Genomic DNA, 18,907 nt, shown 5'->3' with positions numbered 1-18,907 from the left:
AACACAAATTGAAGCGCATGCTTTAAATATATTGATTGAAGGGATTAAACATGATGAACAAAGCACCTAAGGATACCCGGGTCGTCGTAGGGATGTCCGGTGGAGTGGATTCCTCTGTTGCAGCCTTGTTGTTAAAGAATCAGGGCTACGATGTGGTAGGGATTTTCATGAAAAACTGGGATGACACAGACGAGAACGGTGTTTGCACAGCCACAGAGGACTATAACGATGTGATAGCGGTCTGCAATCAAATTGGAATTCCTTACTATGCTGTGAACTTTGAAAAACAATATTGGGACAAGGTTTTTACTTATTTTCTTGACGAATACAAAGCTGGCCGCACACCTAACCCGGATGTCATGTGCAATAAGGAAATTAAATTCAAAGCCTTCCTAGAGCATGCAGTCAGCCTTGGAGCGGATTATTTAGCTACTGGCCATTATGCTCAGGTTGAATATCGCGATGGAGAGTACAAAATGCTGCGCGGTGCTGATGAGAACAAGGACCAAACCTATTTCCTGAACCAGCTGACACAAAGCCAGCTGGAAAAGGTAATGTTCCCTTTGGGCCACATTGATAAAAAACAGGTTCGCGAGATCGCGAAGGAAGCTGGGCTTGCTACCGCTGCAAAGAAAGACTCTACCGGGATATGTTTCATCGGGGAAAGAAATTTCAAGGAGTTCTTAAGCAATTATTTGCCAGCACAGCCAGGAGATATGCAAACCTTGGACGGCGAAGTTATGGGAAGGCATGATGGTCTAATGTATTACACTATCGGCCAGCGCCATGGACTTGGAATAGGCGGAAGCGGTGATCCGTGGTTTGTGGTCGGAAAGGACTTAAAGGAAAATATTCTTTATGTAGGGCAGGGCTTTGATAATGAAAAGCTATATTCTACCTCCATCAATGCAGTAAATGTCAGCTGGGTATCAGACAAGGCACCTGATACCGATTTATCCTGTACAGCCAAATTCCGTTACCGCCAGGAAGATAATAAGGTAACTGTGAAAGTGACGGAAGGCGGAAATGCGCAAGTAATCTTCGACAAACCGATACGTGCGGTAACCCCGGGACAGGCTGTCGTGTTTTATGATGGAAAGGTCTGCCTCGGCGGCGGTACAATTGATGAGGTTTTTAAAGATGGAGAAAGGCTTACCTATGTAGGTTAATCGTCAGAATCCCAACTATAGTGGTTGGGATTCTTCTCATATAAGCACCATCGTACGCCTGCCATGGGAGTTTTTTTCAAAGGCTGCACGTTATGTTATACTTGAACGTAGTAAAAATGGAGCGTGAAACATACATGACAGATAAGAATCAGTTAGGGATCCAATATATGCAAGAAGGCAAATATGAAGAAGCGGCAAAGGTATTCTCGGAAGAAATTGAAAAAAATCCGAATGAACCGATAGCGTATATAAATTTTGGCAATGTCCTGATGGCTGTGGGTGAAACGGAAAAGGCCGCCAACTTCTTCAAAAAGGCAATTGAGATAGATAAGGACGCTGCTGCAGCTTATTATTCACTTGGCAATCTCTACTATCAAAGCGAGAATTACAAGGAAGCAAAAGATATGTTCGAAAAGGCAACACGTCTAGGCCTTGATAATGGAGATGCCTTTTTTATGCTTGGAATGTCATTGATGGCCCTTGACCAGGCAAAGTTGGCGATGCCATACCTCCAGCGAAGTGTGGAATTGAATCCAGATGATGTGGATGCTCGGTTCCAGTATGCACTATGCCTGGCAAATGCCGAGCTTTACGATGAACTGACAAAACAGCTTACCATCGTGATCGAAAACGACCCAGCACATTCAGACGCACTTTATAATTTGGGAGTTGCCTATGCAGGTTATCATGAGGAACCCGAAAAGGCGCTGGCTTTCTTCAATAAGGCACTTGATGCCCAGCCTGATCATTTCCTGGCTGCGAACGGCAAGCAGTTAATGGAAACCATCCTGAATGAAGGGGAAAAATAATAGACTATTACTGTTAAAAGGGAGGGAAGTGACTTGGCTCAGCAGGATTCATTTGATTTATTTTCCGAAGATAAGTTATTTATGAAGGGCAGGCATCTGGTGACTGTTTTTCACAATGAACAAAATATGTATTCCGTTGTCCGAATCCGCGTGGACGAAACGAATATTAATTATGAAGAAAGTGAAGCTGTTGTCACAGGCTACTTCCCTCGGATTCATGAACATGAAACGTATATTTTCTATGGGCAAATGAAGGACCATCCGCGCTTTGGGCTGCAATTCCACGTAGAACATTTTCGAAAGGACATGCCCCAATCGAAGGACGGAATCATTAATTATTTATCCAGTGAGCTATTCAAAGGGATTGGTAAAAAGACTGCACAGGGGATTGTCGAAGCACTAGGGGAAAATGCGATTTCGAAGATTTTGGAACAGCCATCCCTGCTTGACAGCATACCAAAGCTGACTCCGGAAAAAGCAAAAGGCCTGTATGATACATTAGTTGAACACCAGGGTCTGGAACAGATAATGGTTGCGTTGAATGAATACGGATTTGGACCGCAGCTTGCCATGAAAATTTACCAGACATACAAGCATGAAACACTGAATGTTGTCCAGTCCAATCCATATAAGCTCGTCGAGGATATCGAAGGTATAGGATTTGGAAGGGCTGATGAGCTTGGATATCAATTGGGTATATCAGGAAGCCACCCAGATCGTATCAAGGCTGCCTGTCTTTACTGTCTGGACTCGCAGTGTATGCAAGAGGGGAATGTATATCTGGAAGCAGATCAATTGCTCGAGCTTGTGAAAAAGCTATTGGAAGACAATAAACGGGATAGGATCGAGTTTCAGGAAATTTCTGATGAAGTAATAAAGCTTGGTGAGGAAGGAAAAATCATTGTAGACGAGAGGAGGATTTATCCTCCTTCCCTTTACTTTTCAGAGAAGGGAATCGTCTCTAATATTAAGCGGATCCTTTCCCAGACAGAATACGAAAGCCAGTTTCCTGAATCCGAATTCCTGCTTGCGCTGGGAGAGCTGGAGGAACGGCTCGGTGTGGAGTATGCACCCGCACAAAAAGAAGCAATCCAGACTGCACTTCAGTCTCCCATGCTCATCCTGACGGGCGGGCCGGGAACCGGGAAAACTACAGTTATCAAAGGGATTGTTGAGCTCTATAGTGAACTTCATGGGATATCAATGGATATAAATGATTATAAAAACGAGGACGACCCCTTTCCGTTCGTTCTTGCTGCTCCTACAGGAAGGGCTGCGAAGCGGATGTCCGAATCCACAGGGCTGCCTGCCGTGACCATCCACAGGCTCCTTGGCTGGAATGGCAGTGAAGGCTTTTCATATGATGAGGATAATCCCATCAATGGCCGGCTTGTCATAATTGACGAGGTATCCATGGTTGATACATGGCTTGCGCATCAGCTGCTCAAGGCACTTCCGGAACATGTTCAGGTAATTTTTGTAGGAGATGAGGACCAGCTCCCATCTGTCGGTCCTGGGCAGGTATTAAAGGATTTGATTGAATCAGAATGTATTCCTACGGTTGCACTGGACCAAATCTACCGTCAGGCTGATGGATCCTCGATTATCGAGCTAGCCCATGAAATCAAAAAGGGACGTATTCCCGAAGGTGTGGATAGACAGCAGGCCGACCGTTCTTTCATTCGCTGCAGCACCGCCCAAATCTCGCAGGTAGTGGAAAAGGTTGTGGAAAATGCCCGAAAGAAGGGATTTTCTGCACGGGATATTCAGGTACTTGCACCAATGTACAAGGGCCCTGCCGGCATCGACAGCTTAAATAAGATGCTTCAGGAAGTGCTAAACAGCAACGCTGAAGAAAAAAGGCGCGAGATAAAATTCGGAGAGCTGATTTACAGAACGGGAGATAAGGTTTTGCAGCTGGTGAATCAGCCTGAGAGCGGCGTCTTTAACGGCGATATGGGTGAAATAGTATCCATTATCTTTGCCAAAGAAAATACCGATAATGTTGATAAGGTGATTATCTCGTTTGAGGGAATAGAAGTCACCTATACAAGGCAGGACCTCATGCAAATCACGCATGCTTACTGCTGCAGCATCCATAAATCACAAGGATCCGAATTTCCGATCGTGATTTTGCCGGTCGTCAAGAGCTATTATCGCATGCTTAGAAGAAACCTTATCTACACAGCTATCACGAGGAGCAAAAACTTCCTCATTCTGTGCGGCGAGGAAGAGGCCCTCCGGATGGGGGTTGAAAGAAATAATGAATCGCAGAGAAAAACAACCCTGGTGGCAAAAGTGAAAGAAGCACTGGGAGGGCCGGCAGAATCTAAATCAGTGGTAATGGTTGTAAAAGAGGCAGAACCTAGAGACTACTATTCCTTGTTAATGAATACCGACCCTTTGATCGGGATGGAAAATGTATCACCCTATGATTTTATGGAAAAGAATTCTTAAGAGGCGCGCTGCATGGTTGCAGCGCGTTCTTCTGTTTTAATTCCAGCTTGCCTGCAACAGATGGGGACACTGCGCACTTGCCCATTTTGCGGCCGATTAAGCATCCAAACGTTTCAAAACATGCAATTTTGTATTGCGGCAAATACTATTTACGTGAAGGGCGGGGATATTTTGCGGACATTTTCTTTGTTGAAGGGGCTGCCGGTCTTTACGATAACAGGAGATGAAGTGGGCAGGGTGGCCGATATTTGTATTTCCGAACATGGTGAAATCCGGGGAATCATTGCCCGTCACCCTGGAATATTCAAGCGCAGCTTTTTTCTGCCATTAACCTGCATTTACGCATTTGGAAGCGAAGGAATCGTATTACATCGGTGCTATATGGAGGAAATTGATCAGCCAATACATTCTCACCATCGGATGATGCATTCCCATGCGCTTTTGGGAAGAAAGATTTATTCTCAAACTGGTGATGAACTCGGATTATTACATGATGTATATTTCAGTGAGAAAATGGGCACGATTGTAGCATATGAAACGACGGATGGATTTTTCTCAGAAATAACTGAGGGAAGGCAGGTATACAAATCAAATATGCCGCCTGCCATTGGCCGGGATGCCATTGTCATTTCCGTCAATGATCGAGGTGCCGCAATTGGAAATGATGAAATGCCCGAATTGCAGCAGTAAGGACATTGGGAAGATTGGTGTCAATCAGTTTTACTGCTGGAACTGTTTTATTGAAATGTCATTGTCTGATGGTTTGATAAATACGCATCAAGTGGAAGAGGATGGAACACTGAGCTCCCTGGATGATTTATTTGATGAGCATAAACGCCGCTTTTCCGTATGAAAAGCCTGCCGGAAAGCAGGCTCAGACTGTAGTCAAACGCGATGAAAAATCGAGCTTGCCTGCAGTCTTTTCTATTTGGCATGAACTGGGGGCGATTGCAATGGAGGGCGCGAAGACTAGTGCAGGAGCTGCATAACAGGTGAAACCTCTCGAGGAGAGCTAGCGAAGACGAGGGTCACTCGCAAGCTCTGCGTAGAGCGTACCTCCTGCGACAAAAATCAACAGGTTTTCGAACTGAATGATGGCAGGTTTGCCAAAGAATATAATAAAAATGGAAACAGGCTGACAAAGATTTTTCCGATAACAATCCCTGCATGAAAAGGAACAAGGAACATTCAATTTGGAAGCTGCATGAAAAATCTCTCATATACGAACAATAGTAATGGGAGGCGGGATTATGGAAATCCGGATGAAATGGTTTTACCGGCTTGGTTTCTTGCTGCTTTTATTCATTGTCATATATATTTTTATCAAATTGAAGCTGCTTTGGCTGCCTGTCATTACAATTATACTCACTGCTCTGCTTCCTTTTTTCCTTGCTGCCTTCATCAGTTATTTATTGTATCCGGTAGTGGAAGCCCTTCATGGCCAGGGGCTAAACAGGGGGCTTTCCATTGTAATTATCTATCTGCTTTTTTTTGGCGGAGTGGGGCTTGCTGTTTATAAGGGGGTGCCGGTTGCGATTGGACAGGTGAGGGATTTTTCAGAAAATGCCCCGTATGCTGCCGAGCAGTACCGAAAGTGGGTCATGCTTGTGGAGGATAAGACAAGTTCCTGGCCTTTTGGTATCCATGAAAGGCTTGAGAATGGAATCATTACGCTGGAACAGCGAATGGACCGATTGATGACAATTGTGATGGATTATGTAATGAGAGCGGTGGATTTTTTTCTTTTATTTGCACTTATTCCTTTTATCGCGTTTTACATGCTAAAGGACATAGAATCGATAAAAAAAATGGTTTGGTATCTTACACCCCGCAGATGGCGCAGACAAGGTATTGCTTTTCTGAATGATGTTGATGCGTCCCTGGGAGGATATATACGCGGACAGCTATTGGTTTGTGCTGCTATAGGGCTGGCTTCTACTGCTGTATTCTGGTTTATTGGAATGGACTATCCATTATTGCTTGGCAGTATCATAGGGGCAACAAATATTATTCCTTATTTTGGTCCATTGATAGGAGCGGTGCCGGCTGTCCTGGTTGCAGCAGCGGTTTCGGGGAAAATGGTCCTGACGGTCGTAGCCGTCGTTTTAGCTTTGCAATTCCTGGAAGGAAATGTGCTTTCCCCGCTGATTGTGGGGAAAAGCTTGCATATGCATCCCCTGTTTATCATGTTTGCACTTCTTTTGGGCGGCCAGGCAGATGGAATCCCGGGACTGATGGTGGCCGTTCCGATTCTTGCAATCATTAAAGTCTTTATCCTCCATGCCAGACTTCACTTCATGAAAAAGATAGCAAGGTAAGTAAACTATATGTATTTTTCTTGATTAAATTGGGCATAATATTGCGGGAGTAATTGACAAAAGAGAATGTTGTGAATATAATCCATTACATAACAGTTTATATGATTATAATTCGTTGAAGGAACAAGTATGCTGAAGCCCATTTGAGTGCATCCAGGCAATAGATGTTTAAACAGCCATCGGTGCATGCAAGAGAGGGATTCCCATGGCTGAGAGGAATTCCAGATGAAGAACAGCAGAAAGCTAGTCCAGAGTGCAGTTAATTCCTGCCGTTCGCCGCGTTAAGGCTCGTTTGAGGTGATGAGTGCAGGCATGCATTCATAATCAGGGTGGTACCGCGAGACTAACTCTCGTCCCTGTCAGGGGATGAGGGTTTTTTTGTGTCTAAAAACATTAAAAACCTGCAAGGAGGAAACAATACAATGAAATATTTAACAGGCTCACAAATCCGCCAGATGTATTTGGACTTTTTCAAGGAAAAAGGACATTCTGTGGAACCAAGCGCATCGCTTGTGCCGCACGACGATCCATCTCTTCTCTGGATTAATTCGGGTGTAGCTACGCTAAAGAAATACTTTGATGGGCGTGTCATCCCGGAAAATCCCCGCATTACCAATGCTCAAAAATCCATCCGTACAAATGACATTGAGAATGTGGGCAAGACAGCGCGGCATCATACATTCTTTGAAATGCTTGGCAACTTCTCCATAGGCGATTATTTTAAGGAAGAAGCGATTACCTGGGCATGGGAGTTTCTAACAGATGAAAAATGGATCAATTTTGATAAGGAAAAATTGTCTGTGACGATTCATCCTGAGGATGACGAAGCCTTCGAACTATGGAACAAAAAGATTGGTATTCCGGCTGAGCGAATCATCCGCCTGGAAGAAAACTTCTGGGATATTGGTGAAGGGCCAAGCGGGCCGAATACGGAAATATTCTATGACCGGGGGCCGGGGTATGGGGACGACCCTAATGATCCTGAGCTTTACCCGGGTGGTGAAAACGAGCGTTATTTAGAAGTTTGGAACCTCGTATTTTCACAGTTCAATCACAATCCTGATGGTTCATATACTCCGCTTCCAAAGAAAAATATAGATACGGGTATGGGGCTCGAGCGTATGGCGTCTGTTGTGCAAGAAGTGCCGACAAACTTCGATACGGATTTATTCTTGCCGATCATTAGGGCCACAGAAGAGATTTCCGGCCAGAAGTACGGTCAAGATAAGGAAAAAGATGTCGCGTTCAAGGTCATTGCTGATCATATCAGGACTGTTTCGTTCGCAGTGAGCGATGGCGCTCTCCCTTCAAATGAAGGCCGCGGGTATGTGTTGCGGCGCCTTCTTCGCCGTGCTGTAAGGTATGCAAAGCAAATAGATATCAATCGCCCGTTTATGTTTGAATTGGTCCCTGTGGTTGCAGAAATCATGAATGATTTTTACCCTGAGGTTGAAACAAAAATTGACTTCATCGCAAAAGTGATCAAAAACGAAGAAGAACGCTTCCATGAAACATTGAACGATGGTCTTGCCATCTTGTCAGATGTCATTAAAAAAGAAAAGGGAAAAGGTAGCAGTACCATACAGGGGCCAGATGTGTTCCGCCTGTATGACACCTATGGTTTCCCTGTGGAGTTAACGGAAGAATATGCTGAAGAAGCAGGAATGTCGATTGACCACGAAGGCTTTGAACAAGAAATGGAGGCACAGCGTGAACGCGCACGTGCAGCACGCCAGGATGTCGACTCTATGCAAATCCAGGGCGGAATTCTTGGAGACATTAAAGTGGAAAGCGAATTTGTGGGCTATGATGTTTTGGAAGCAGAAGGCAAGATAGCTGCAATCGTTAAAGACGGGGAATTGGTCACTGACGCTAACGAAGGAGAAGAAGTACAGGTAATTTTGGACAGAACTCCTTTCTATGCAGAGAGTGGCGGCCAAATCGCAGATACTGGCATTATTTCAAACGATGCTGTCACGGCAGAGGTAAAAGATGTCCAGAAAGCACCAAATGGCCAGAACCTTCACAGGATCATCGTAAAAGCGGGAACATTGCGCAGTGATGCAGAGGTACTATCGAAAGTAGACAAAGCTAACAGAAGCATGATCATAAAGAATCATACAGCCACCCACCTGCTTCACCAGGCATTGAAGGATATTCTCGGAACGCATGTAAACCAGGCAGGTTCACTGGTTCAGGCGGACCGCCTCCGTTTTGACTTCTCACACTTTGGACAGGTAAAGCCGGAGGAGCTTGATCAAATTGAACAAATCGTGAATGAAAAGATTTGGGAAAGCCTTCAAGTAAATATAGATTATAAAAATCTTGATGAAGCTAAAGCAATGGGAGCAATGGCGCTGTTTGGCGAAAAGTACGGGAATGTCGTCCGGGTTGTGCAGGTTGGCGATTATAGCCTTGAGCTTTGTGGAGGCTGCCATGTTCCAAATACAGCTGTAATAGGTTTATTTAAAATTGTATCTGAAAGCGGTATAGGAGCGGGAACAAGGCGGATAGAAGCTGTAACCGGTTCAGGTGCATACAAAGCTCTTAGTGACCAGATTACTGTTCTTAAAGAAGCGGCTGCCAAGCTTAAAACCAATCCAAAGGATCTGCCTTCAAGGATTGAGGGAGTATTGGGAGAGCTGAAGGAAGTGCAGAGGGAAAATGAAAGCCTCTCAGCAAAACTCAGCAATATTGAGGCTGCCAGTCTTGTCAATAAGGTAAAACAAATTGACGGTGTCAATGTGCTTGCCGCCAGAGTTGCTGCCACAGATATGAACAATCTTCGGGCAATGGCAGATGATTTGAAACAGAAGGTTGGCTCTGCCGTTATTGTTTTGGGTGCAGTACAGGAAGACAAAGTCAACTTGATTGCTGCGGTAACAAAGGATTATATAGAACAAGGATTCCATGCAGGCAAGCTGGTCAAGGAGATTGCGACTCGCTGCGGCGGTGGTGGCGGAGGCCGTCCTGATATGGCCCAGGCTGGCGGAAAAGACCCGGAAAAATTGGATTCAGCGCTTAATTTTGTAGAAGAATGGGTAAAATCCATTTCATAATCGACAATAATTAGTGTACAATAAAGGAAGCTTCCATTCGTGGCTGTTGCAGCCATAAGTGGAAGTTTCCGCCATAGCGGAGGAAACACGTTCATATGAACGCTGGAAAAGAGGTGCAAAAATATGAGTTCCTTTGATAAAACCATGAAATTCAATTTTCCGGAAGAGCCATTTGAGACAGATGTGAAAGAGGTTCTTTTTCAGGTGCATGAAGCATTAAAGGAAAAAGGATACAACCCCATCAACCAGATTGTGGGCTACCTTTTGTCAGGTGATCCGGCTTATATTCCTAGGCATCAGGATGCGAGGAACATTATACGGAAGCTTGAGAGAGATGAAATTATTGAGGAATTAGTTAAATCGTATTTAAAGCACCATCGAGAGGGATACTAATGCGGACTATGGGCTTGGACCTGGGTACGAAAACAATCGGTGTGGCAATCAGTGATGCTATGGGATGGACGGCCCAGGGTTTGGAAACAATTAAAATAGACGAGGAAAAAAAACAATTCGGTTTGGCTCGTTTGGGTGAAATCATCAAGGATCATGAGGTTTCCAAAATTGTCCTTGGATTCCCTAAAAATATGAACGGGACCGTCGGACCAAGAGGTGAAGCGAGCCAGGCCTTTGCCAAAGTTTTGGAGGAGAAGTTCAGTATTCCGGCTGTACTTTGGGATGAAAGGCTTACTACCATGGCTGCTGAACGTGTTCTTCTTGAAGCGGATGTAAGCCGCAGCAAGAGGAAAAAAGTGATCGACAAAATGGCTGCGGTTTTTATTTTACAGGGATACCTGGATAGCCAGACTAAATCGTAATGAGGTGGAAAAAAATGGAACACGGCGATAACAATATTACTATCGTAGATGAGAATGGAAATGAGCAGCTCTGTGAGGTCTTATTCACATTTGATTCTGATAAATTCAACAAATCATATGTACTATACTATCCAATTTCTTCAGAGGATGAAGAAGAAGAAATCGAAATCCACGCTTCTTCTTTTACACCTAGCGAAGATAATCGCGATGGAGAGCTTCAGCCGATTGAGACTGAAGAAGAGTGGGATATGATCGAGGAAATGCTAAACACTTTCCTTGAGAACGAAGAAGATGAAGAATAAGTGTTAGCCACACACCGCCTCCAGCTTATGCAGCTGGAGGTTTTTTTTTTGGTTGGGCTTCCTGGCAAACCAAAAATATGTGAGTGAATTCGAGTTATAGGTATTGACAAAACACGAGAAACTTTGACATAAATAAAAGAGCAGTTGTTTATTGATACGAAATAAGGAAGCGAAATCGGCCCTGAAGAACCGTGTTTCTTTTTAAATAATCTGCGAAAATAGATACAAAGCATTCATGCAGAAAGCATCCACTTTTTGCGTGAGGGGGTATAAGAATGGATCATAATGAGACAGGAAACCAATCCAAAAAAGAAATAATCAGAAAAACCATGATTGAACGGCAAGGAGAGGCAAAAATCATTCGAAAAGTAATCCTAATAACCTCGTTGATTATCGTACTTATAGCTGCGGCAGTAGGTCTTGTAGGTTATCTTTATGTGAATTCCGCTTTAAAACCGCTGGAACCAGGGAATAAAAATGCAAAAACAGTAGAGATACCAATTGGGTCATCTGTTTCTGATATCTCTTCTATTTTGGAACAGCAAAATATCATTAAAAATGCAAGGGTCTTCAAATATTATGTAAAGTTTCGAAACGAAGCGGGATTCCAGGCCGGAAAGTACCAGCTGACACCTTCCATGACTATGCAGGAAATAGTGGCCAGTCTGAAAAAGGGCAAGGTCATGCAGAATGTGGCCTTTAAAATAACTCTCCCTGAAGGAAAGCAATTGATGCAAATTGCCGGGATCATAGCAGAAAAGACAGGACAGAAACCGGACGAAGTATTCAAAACTCTAAATAGTCCGGACTTTATCAAAAAAATGCAGGCCAAATATCCCGATCTTCTGACAAATGAGATTTTAAACAAAAATATAAAGTATCCTTTGGAAGGCTATCTTTATCCTGCTACATATCCGTTCTATGAAGAGAAACCTTCACTTGAAAGTATAGTATCGGATATGCTGAAACAAACCGAAGTCACACTGGCAAAGTACGAAAATCTGATCAATGAAAAGAAATTCACGCCACACAAGCTATTGACCATGTCTTCCCTGATCGAAGAAGAAGCAACCGAAAAGGTGGACCGGAATAAAATTGCATCCGTATTCTACAACCGCTTAAAAGCAGGAATGCCGCTGCAGACAGATCCAACTGTGTTATACGCAAAAGGACAGCACCAAAAAAGGGTATTTTACAAGGACTTGGCAGTAAAATCTCCATATAACACATATATTAACAAAGGGCTGCCGCCGGGACCAATCGCCAATGCCGGCGTAGATTCAATTGATGCAGCGCTGAAGCCAGAGAAAACGAACTACTTGTATTTCCTTGCTACGGGAAGCGGAGAAGTACTTTATTCAGTCACGCTGGCTGAGCATAACAAGAAGAAAGCAGAACATATTCAAAATAATAATTAAATATCTGGATAAGGGGAAAGATTGATTCACTTTCCCCTTCTTCATATGTTAAAATAGTCGAAGTGTATTTTTAAAGGTGTCCCAGCCTGATTTATACAGCATGGATATTTACGTCACGACAGGCGCATTGATCTACATAATTACCACTGTCAGTATAATCGGTGCTGACCCAGCGCAGGTGGGTTTTATGCCGAAAGCAGGAGGCAATAGCGTGAAAGATAAAATAGAAGAATACTTGCATTCACTCCTTCCTTCAAGGAGCGGGCTGCTTGCGGACATTGAACAGTTTGCAAAAGAGCATAATGTACCCATAATGGAACCGGAAGGAATAGAAGTGCTGTTGCAAGTATTAAGGCTTCAAAACCCAAAATCTATTCTAGAAGTCGGTACTGCCATTGGATATTCGGCACTTAGAATGTCAGAAGCTGTGCCGAATGCGAACATTGTCACCATTGAGCGTGATGAGGATAGAATATCCACCGCAAAACAAAACTTTGAAAGAGCAGCCAAAACGGACAAAATTCGCCTCGTTGAAGGTGATGCTCTGGAACAAGCCGGAACGGTAGCTGCATACGGCCCTTTTGATGCGATTTTTATAGATGCAGCGAAAGGCCAATACAAACGGTTCTTTGAACTTTATGAAGAACATCTGAGCAACAATGGGATTATTATTACTGATAATGTATTGTTTAAAGGCCTGGTAGCAGAAGAGGAAGAAACAATTGAACCAAAACGGATCAGGAGCATGGTTAAAAAAATAAAAGATTACAATGGCTGGCTCATGGAACATCCGCATTATCATACTGTTATCATGCCTATAGGAGATGGAGTCGCCATTAGCAAGAGAAAATAATGCGAATTAAAGAACGTACAAATGGCTCCTTTCCGCCCATATCATCTGGCCTTGGTCGTAAAATTGAAATAGCTTTTATTATGATGAATGCCCTTTGGGTATAACGAAATGTTGTTTGGGAATTATAGCAAACACTAAGTACGGCTTTGCTGGTTTTGTTCTTCAATATCAGGATAGTACAGGATTAACCACAGTTTGTCATCGAGCATTTATAGTTGGGACAGATCTGCTGCTGGCATTCAAAGTAAAAAGGGGATAAGCCTGTATAATGCTACTAACAATGAAAGGAGAACTGACATGCGTAAGAAACCGGTTATTATCGGAGTTGCCGGAGGTTCTGGCTCAGGAAAAACAAGTGTCACAAGAGCTATCATAGAAAGCTTCAAAGGCCACTCCATTTTAATGCTAGAACAGGACTTTTATTATAAGGATCAGGGGCATCTGCCCTTTGAAGAACGGCTGAAAACAAATTATGATCACCCGCTGGCTTTCGATAACGATTTGCTCATCGAACATATCAACAAGCTTATGAGATATGAGGCTATTGAAAAACCAGTATATGATTATTCAGTCCATACACGTTCAGATAAAGTAATACATGTTGAACCACAGGATGTGGTGATTCTTGAAGGGATCCTCATCCTCGAGGATGAAAGGCTCCGGGATGTAATGGATATTAAGTTATTTGTAGATACAGATGCTGACCTGCGGATTATCCGAAGACTTTTCAGAGATATTAAAGAACGAGGAAGAACAATGGATTCTGTAATTGACCAATATGTCAATGTAGTGCGTCCGATGCACAATCAATTTATTGAGCCGACCAAACGGTATGCTGATATTATCATTCCTGAGGGCGGACAAAATCATGTAGCAATAGATTTGATGGTGACAAAAATTCAAACAATCCTTGAACAAAAGTCCATTTTGTAATAACATGGCATAAATATAACAGCGATTTTTCTATGTTAGGGATTGCAGCCATAGTTTTGCGAGTTGCAGAATATGTCTTTTTATGGCATATATTGTCATAGTAGGGTTTTATTGCAAAAAAATGCTAAGAAAGACTGGACAAAAAAGAAAAAAGGACATACTCTATCTAAAGACCAATATATTTTAATTAGGCCTATATTGCATTAAAAATGGCGGTTATGCCGACAGACCTGACTGGGCCCTACTAAATTCCATTGACACCGTGTCACCGGTTTTTTTTATGGAAAAGCCAGTCTGAAATTATTTTCATTTGTTGATTTCCGCCTTTCCGCCTTATGGGCAATTGATGGATGACAGGTAAACAACAGCTGCATATAAAACATACAAACAGCTGTGATTCAGCAGCTTGGAACTATGGACGTATTTCGGGAAAGCGAATACAGTCTCCAGTAATACAGCCTCAGGCTGCAGCAGCGTTAAAGACTAGAAGGAGTGAAGGGTTTTGGCTATAGAAAAAGTATTTCCGATGACTAAAGCAGGAAAAGAGAAATTAGAGCAGGAACTGGAACAATTAAAAACTGTAAAGAGAAAAGAAGTAGTTGAGAGAATTAAGATTGCCCGCAGCTTTGGTGACCTTTCGGAGAATTCGGAATATGATTCAGCAAAAGAAGAGCAGGCTTTTGTAGAAGGCAGGATTACCACACTTGAGAATATGATCCGAAATGCAAAAATTATCGAAGATGATGAAACAAACGGCGATACTGTATCATTAGGAAAGTCAGTGACATTCCTGGAGCTTCCGAATGGTGATGAAGAGACATATACGATTGTGGGTAGCGCTGAAGCTGATCCGTTTGAAGGGAAGATTTCAAACGATTCTCCGATAGCAAAAAGCCTGATTGGCAAAAAAGTAGGAGATTCTGTGGTTGTACAAACTCCTGGTGGAGAAATGAATGTACGGATCATAACAATAAAATAACATCTGATTTTTACGCGGCATGCCAATAGGGTGCCGTTTTTTTGCATGAAAAAATTACCGAGCTTAGGACACTCAGGACAGCAGCGTGTTTTAAAACTGACATACACGTCAAAACTGTTACCGAGGTGGTGCTGATGAACGGATGGAGAATAAAAGGATTCAGGGTGCTTTGTATTGTGTTACTCTCCGTATTGGCTGGAAGATTGATTCAAGTACAGGTAATCAGTACTGAATCGTTTTCCAAGCATAAAATAAATTTATTAGAAGCCAGTGTTAAACAGCGTTCGCAGGTTTTAAAAATTGATGATGGCAGGGGAGAATTCTATGACAGGCACGGAAACCCCCTAGCACATGAAGAAATCCCGACACTTGTTTTATTCCCTTTTTTGAAGCGAATGAATTGGCCGGCAGAAAAAGTGGCCGAGATCATTGGAGTGTCAAAACAGGATATTTTATCAGCAACTGAAAAAGCGAAGGAGCCATTCGTATACGGCGGAAAAAAAAATCCTATTCTTCTGTCTGAATTACAGAGTGATCAAATCAATAAGTTAAAGATTCCTGGAGTTTTTGCTGTAAGGAAAAAATTCACGGACAACAAGACGCCGTCCGCCCAGCTTATAGGCTGGACCACTAAAGACGAAAAGACGAAAGCAAGGCTTTATCCAGATAAAAGCCTACCTCCAGAAGTTCCAATCGGTACGAGCGGCCTTCAAAAAAGCTTTGACGAATTCCTGCTTTCTGAAGGGGAAGCAAAGCTGGTTTATCATGTCGATGGTACCGGCGGCCCTTTGTTCGGTGCAGATGTGAAATATGTAGAACCCGGAAATCCCCTATCTCCGATAAAGATCATTACGACTCTGGATAAGGATATGCAGTCTGCAGCAGAGCGGCTTGTTGCAAAACATGGGATTAAACAGGGAGGGTTGCTGCTTATTGATATTGATACCAGTGAAATCCGGGCTCTAGTGTCCGTGCCTGGTGTTAACAAAAGCAATCCGAATGATATTGGAAACAAGAACCTGATGTTTGAACGGGATACACCAGGTTCCATTTTTAAAACAGTAACCGCTGCGGCAGCGATTGACGAAGGAATTATAAAGCCGTCAAGGACATTTAATTGTGATTTAACCATAGATGGAAAACCTGATGAACAGCATGAATACGGTCCACTAAACTTCGAACAAAGCTTTGCGAGGAGCTGCAATAGGACTTTTGCGGAGCTTGGACAGGAAATGGCAGATAAAAATCCCGATTTTCTAGAGCGATATGCTGACAAGCTCGGCTTAACAGGGCAAAGCGGATGGCAGGGAAGGATTTTCCATATAGATCCATTTGTGCAGCTGGACAAGGAGGATAAGGGAGTCATATGGCATGATGACCAACTGAAACAGGATCGAAGGATGATTGCGAAAACAGCTATCGGCCAACAAGATGTCCAGATCACTCCCCTGGCAATTGCCAACATGATGGCAACGATAGCCAGAGGAGGGCAGGCGAAAATGGTGAAAGCGGTACAAAAGATAGAATTTAATAATGGAACGACGGTTTTTGAGTTTCCTGATAAAAGATTACATAGAGAGAATGCCCTGTCACCGTATACTGCGATGAAACTTCAGCAATTGCTTAGAAAGGTTGTGACACAGCCTAATGGCACAGGAGCAAGTCTTTCAGGCCTTCCTTATGAGGTAGCTGGAAAATCCGGCACAGCTCAGACGAATATGCGAAAAAAACAGCTGAATAAATGGTTTGCAGGTTATTTTCCCTATAAGGAACCCAAATACGCTCTAGTCACAGTCAATCTTAATACTGATGGGCAAAGCCAAGGTATCACTTCATTATTTTCAGATATGGTCCAAGAGTTATATAAAATAGATCAGACAAAATTCGATAATTAGGTAGAAAGAACGGGTTTTTTATCGAATTCTTTAGGCTGGATATCGCTTCAATCGCAACGTATTATTATGTTAAAATGGACCCTGAGCACATGCCGGGAGGGAAACACTAAATGAACAGGGACCATAATTCTGCTTCACGATTTGACATGAAGGTGAAACAGAGAAAGATAAATAAAGTTTATAATGTTTTGATTGTAGTAGTGACATTGTTAATTGTGATCGTTGGCGCAACGATTTTATTAAGCGGAGGCAATGAGCCAGATATGCAAACAAATTCAGCAGCCGAAGCGAATAACAGGGATGACCATTCAAAAGAAGCAGATGCAAACAAGGCCGAGGGGGAAGCTGGCGATCATGATGAAAATGCCAGTACTAGTGCTGCCGACACCGAAGAAGGCAGTTCCGAGGAAGATCAGTCTGGTGAAAGTCAAGATGTGTCTGATACGGAAGCTGAAGAAGACAGTTCAATCCGGGAAACAGAAGACAGTGTAGTAGAAGTAGAAGAGAAGGATGACCCTAATGTAGACAAGTCGTATAAAAATGAAGCGTGGAAACCGGTAGGCACGGAACAAACCGGTGAGCATCAAGCAACCTTTGAAAGGAATTCTCAGGATTGGAAGGAAATGGAGAAAGCCCTTACTTACGCTACAGGAGTTGAATTATCTAATATGACCCTTTGGCGCCTTGAAAATGGAGGCTCACCTGATACCGCAATTGGAACACTTTCGCCAAAAGATAATTCAAAAACCTTCCGGGTCCATCTTCAATGGGTGGATGGAGCAGGGTGGCAGCCTGTGAAAGTACAGGAATTGAAAAAAAGATAAGATAAGATAACATACAATCCCCGCCATAAATCGATGGACGGGGATTTGTTTTTTACTTTTTCTTCGCCTTAAAATGAACCACAGCGCTATAGAATTTCCTGCCCTCCTCTGAAATATACATTTGATGGGAAACCGAATGGACCTCCAGCATAATGGCCCTGTTAACATCTATTTGTGATCGAATTTTCTCTTCGAGGCTCTTAATGGAATCAGCTTCAAAAAATTCAATCTTATCCTCGATCATATCCAACATAAAGTCCATCTTTTAAATCCCTCCGATAATTAGGATAATCATATGATAAAACATCCTGTGTCCTGGTGGAAGGGTTTTTTCTAACGTAATTACTTGAATCATAACAAATGGTGTGGTAAATTTAAAAGTAATTCATAGTATACATATAGGAATTATTAACTTTATGGTAATAGGGTGATGAAATGGGCAGAGAATTTCTTAATCTCTTTGAAGAATGGTCACAATCCTATGATGATACAGTGGAAGGCCATGATATAGAGTATCGCGAGGTTTTCAAACACTATGAAAGCATACTTGGAAGCGTAGCAAAACGTTCAAAAGGACATGTTCTGGAATTCGGTGTAGGTACAGGAAATCTTACACAGAAGCTGGTGGAGTCGGGCTTAAGCGTTACAGGAATTGAGCCTTCCCCATCTATGCGGGAAAAGGCTATTGAAAAATTAAAAGGAAAAACGGAAATAATAGATGGAGACTTTATGGAATTCAAGGCACCCGGCCAGGTTGATACCATTGTCAGCACATATGCATTCCATCATTTAAACGATCAAGAAAAAGCGAAGGCCATTGGTTATTATGGGAATTTATTAAAAACTGGTGGTAAAATAGTTTTTGCTGACACGATGTATCCATCCAAGGAAGCGTATATCAAGGCGATTTCTGAGGCGCAGGATTCCGGATTCTATTCGCTTGCGAAGGATTTGCAGACAGAATATTATACTACAATACCTTTCTTGCGTCAGGTCTTCGAAGAAAATGGATTTGTGGTTCAGTTTGACCAGTGCAATAGCTTTGTTTGGATATTGGAGGCAGAAAAAATATAGGA

General features: G+C 42.9%; 19 protein-coding genes. 18 read left to right on the top strand and 1 reads right to left on the bottom strand.

All coding sequences use genetic code 11. The annotated features are described in order from the left end of the window. Positions 1-53: 53 nt before the first annotated feature. From mnmA to V1500_RS19460, 17 genes are all read left to right on the top strand, one after another. On the top strand, positions 54-1,169 hold the full coding sequence (gene mnmA, locus V1500_RS19540) for a tRNA 2-thiouridine(34) synthase MnmA (RefSeq protein WP_409306051.1): 1,116 nt from the start codon (positions 54-56) through the stop codon (positions 1,167-1,169). A 92-nt stretch (positions 1,170-1,261) separates the two neighbouring features. Then, entirely contained in the window at positions 1,262-1,978 is a 717-nt protein-coding gene (locus V1500_RS19535) for a tetratricopeptide repeat protein (RefSeq protein ID WP_409301856.1), read from the top strand. A 33-nt stretch (positions 1,979-2,011) separates the two neighbouring features. After that, the gene (locus tag V1500_RS19530; protein ID WP_409301855.1) at positions 2,012-4,435 is read left to right on the top strand and encodes an ATP-dependent RecD-like DNA helicase; all 2,424 of its coding nucleotides are present in this window, start codon (positions 2,012-2,014) and stop codon (positions 4,433-4,435) included. Positions 4,436-4,447: 12 nt separating this feature from the next. Further along, a complete protein-coding gene (locus V1500_RS19525) occupies positions 4,448-5,125 on the top strand; it encodes a PRC-barrel domain-containing protein (RefSeq protein ID WP_409301853.1) in 678 nt (225 codons plus the stop codon). Continuing rightward, entirely contained in the window at positions 5,097-5,288 is a 192-nt protein-coding gene (locus V1500_RS19520; RefSeq protein ID WP_409306049.1) for a hypothetical protein, read from the top strand. The genes V1500_RS19525 and V1500_RS19520 overlap by 29 nt, the downstream gene beginning before the upstream one ends. After that, positions 5,260-5,424: a hypothetical protein gene (locus V1500_RS19515; protein ID WP_409301851.1), complete on the top strand. Its 165-nt coding sequence runs from the start codon at positions 5,260-5,262 to the stop codon at positions 5,422-5,424. The genes V1500_RS19520 and V1500_RS19515 overlap by 29 nt, the downstream gene beginning before the upstream one ends. A gap of 261 nt (positions 5,425-5,685) precedes the next feature. Beyond that, entirely contained in the window at positions 5,686-6,753 is a 1,068-nt protein-coding gene (locus V1500_RS19510; protein WP_409301850.1) for an AI-2E family transporter, read from the top strand. A 422-nt stretch (positions 6,754-7,175) separates the two neighbouring features. Beyond that, a complete protein-coding gene (gene alaS / locus V1500_RS19505; RefSeq protein ID WP_409301848.1) occupies positions 7,176-9,812 on the top strand; it encodes an alanine--tRNA ligase in 2,637 nt (878 codons plus the stop codon). Positions 9,813-9,935: 123 nt separating this feature from the next. After that, on the top strand, positions 9,936-10,205 hold the full coding sequence (locus tag V1500_RS19500) for an IreB family regulatory phosphoprotein (RefSeq protein ID WP_409301846.1): 270 nt from the start codon (positions 9,936-9,938) through the stop codon (positions 10,203-10,205). Further along, the gene (gene ruvX, locus V1500_RS19495) at positions 10,205-10,627 is read left to right on the top strand and encodes a Holliday junction resolvase RuvX (RefSeq protein WP_409301844.1); all 423 of its coding nucleotides are present in this window, start codon (positions 10,205-10,207) and stop codon (positions 10,625-10,627) included. The genes V1500_RS19500 and ruvX overlap by 1 nt, the downstream gene beginning before the upstream one ends. Before the next feature lie 14 nt (positions 10,628-10,641). After that, complete coding sequence (locus tag V1500_RS19490; protein WP_409301842.1) at positions 10,642-10,929, top strand: DUF1292 domain-containing protein; 288 nt, start codon at positions 10,642-10,644, stop codon at positions 10,927-10,929. 275 nt (positions 10,930-11,204) lie between these two features. After that, on the top strand, positions 11,205-12,347 hold the full coding sequence (gene mltG, locus V1500_RS19485; RefSeq protein WP_409301841.1) for an endolytic transglycosylase MltG: 1,143 nt from the start codon (positions 11,205-11,207) through the stop codon (positions 12,345-12,347). Positions 12,348-12,558: 211 nt separating this feature from the next. Beyond that, positions 12,559-13,200, top strand: a complete 642-nt coding sequence (locus tag V1500_RS19480) for an O-methyltransferase (RefSeq protein ID WP_409301839.1) — start codon at positions 12,559-12,561, stop codon at positions 13,198-13,200. Positions 13,201-13,497: 297 nt separating this feature from the next. Continuing rightward, a complete protein-coding gene (udk, locus tag V1500_RS19475; RefSeq protein ID WP_409301837.1) occupies positions 13,498-14,133 on the top strand; it encodes a uridine kinase in 636 nt (211 codons plus the stop codon). Positions 14,134-14,635: 502 nt separating this feature from the next. Next, positions 14,636-15,112, top strand: coding sequence for a transcription elongation factor GreA (greA, locus tag V1500_RS19470; RefSeq protein ID WP_409301836.1), 477 nt, complete (start codon positions 14,636-14,638; stop codon positions 15,110-15,112). A 41-nt stretch (positions 15,113-15,153) separates the two neighbouring features. Continuing rightward, entirely contained in the window at positions 15,154-17,007 is a 1,854-nt protein-coding gene (locus V1500_RS19465; protein ID WP_409301835.1) for a peptidoglycan D,D-transpeptidase FtsI family protein, read from the top strand. A gap of 110 nt (positions 17,008-17,117) precedes the next feature. Then, on the top strand, positions 17,118-17,831 hold the full coding sequence (locus tag V1500_RS19460) for a DUF1510 family protein (protein ID WP_409301834.1): 714 nt from the start codon (positions 17,118-17,120) through the stop codon (positions 17,829-17,831). A 52-nt stretch (positions 17,832-17,883) separates the two neighbouring features. Here the strand turns inward: V1500_RS19460 and V1500_RS19455 are convergent, their stop codons facing one another. Next, positions 17,884-18,093, bottom strand: a complete 210-nt coding sequence (locus V1500_RS19455) for a DUF2536 family protein (protein WP_409301832.1) — start codon at positions 18,091-18,093, stop codon at positions 17,884-17,886. Between the two features lie 173 nt (positions 18,094-18,266). Between V1500_RS19455 and V1500_RS19450 the strand changes: the two genes are divergently transcribed. After that, on the top strand, positions 18,267-18,905 hold the full coding sequence (locus V1500_RS19450) for a class I SAM-dependent DNA methyltransferase (RefSeq protein ID WP_409301830.1): 639 nt from the start codon (positions 18,267-18,269) through the stop codon (positions 18,903-18,905). Positions 18,906-18,907 lie beyond the last annotated feature (2 nt).

The sequence above is a fragment of the Peribacillus sedimenti genome (assembly GCF_046237635.1).
Lineage (GTDB): Bacteria > Bacillota > Bacilli > Bacillales > DSM-1321 > Peribacillus > Peribacillus sedimenti.
Note: the sequence above shows the minus strand (reverse complement) of the source record. Positions and strands in the feature narration are given on the sequence as shown.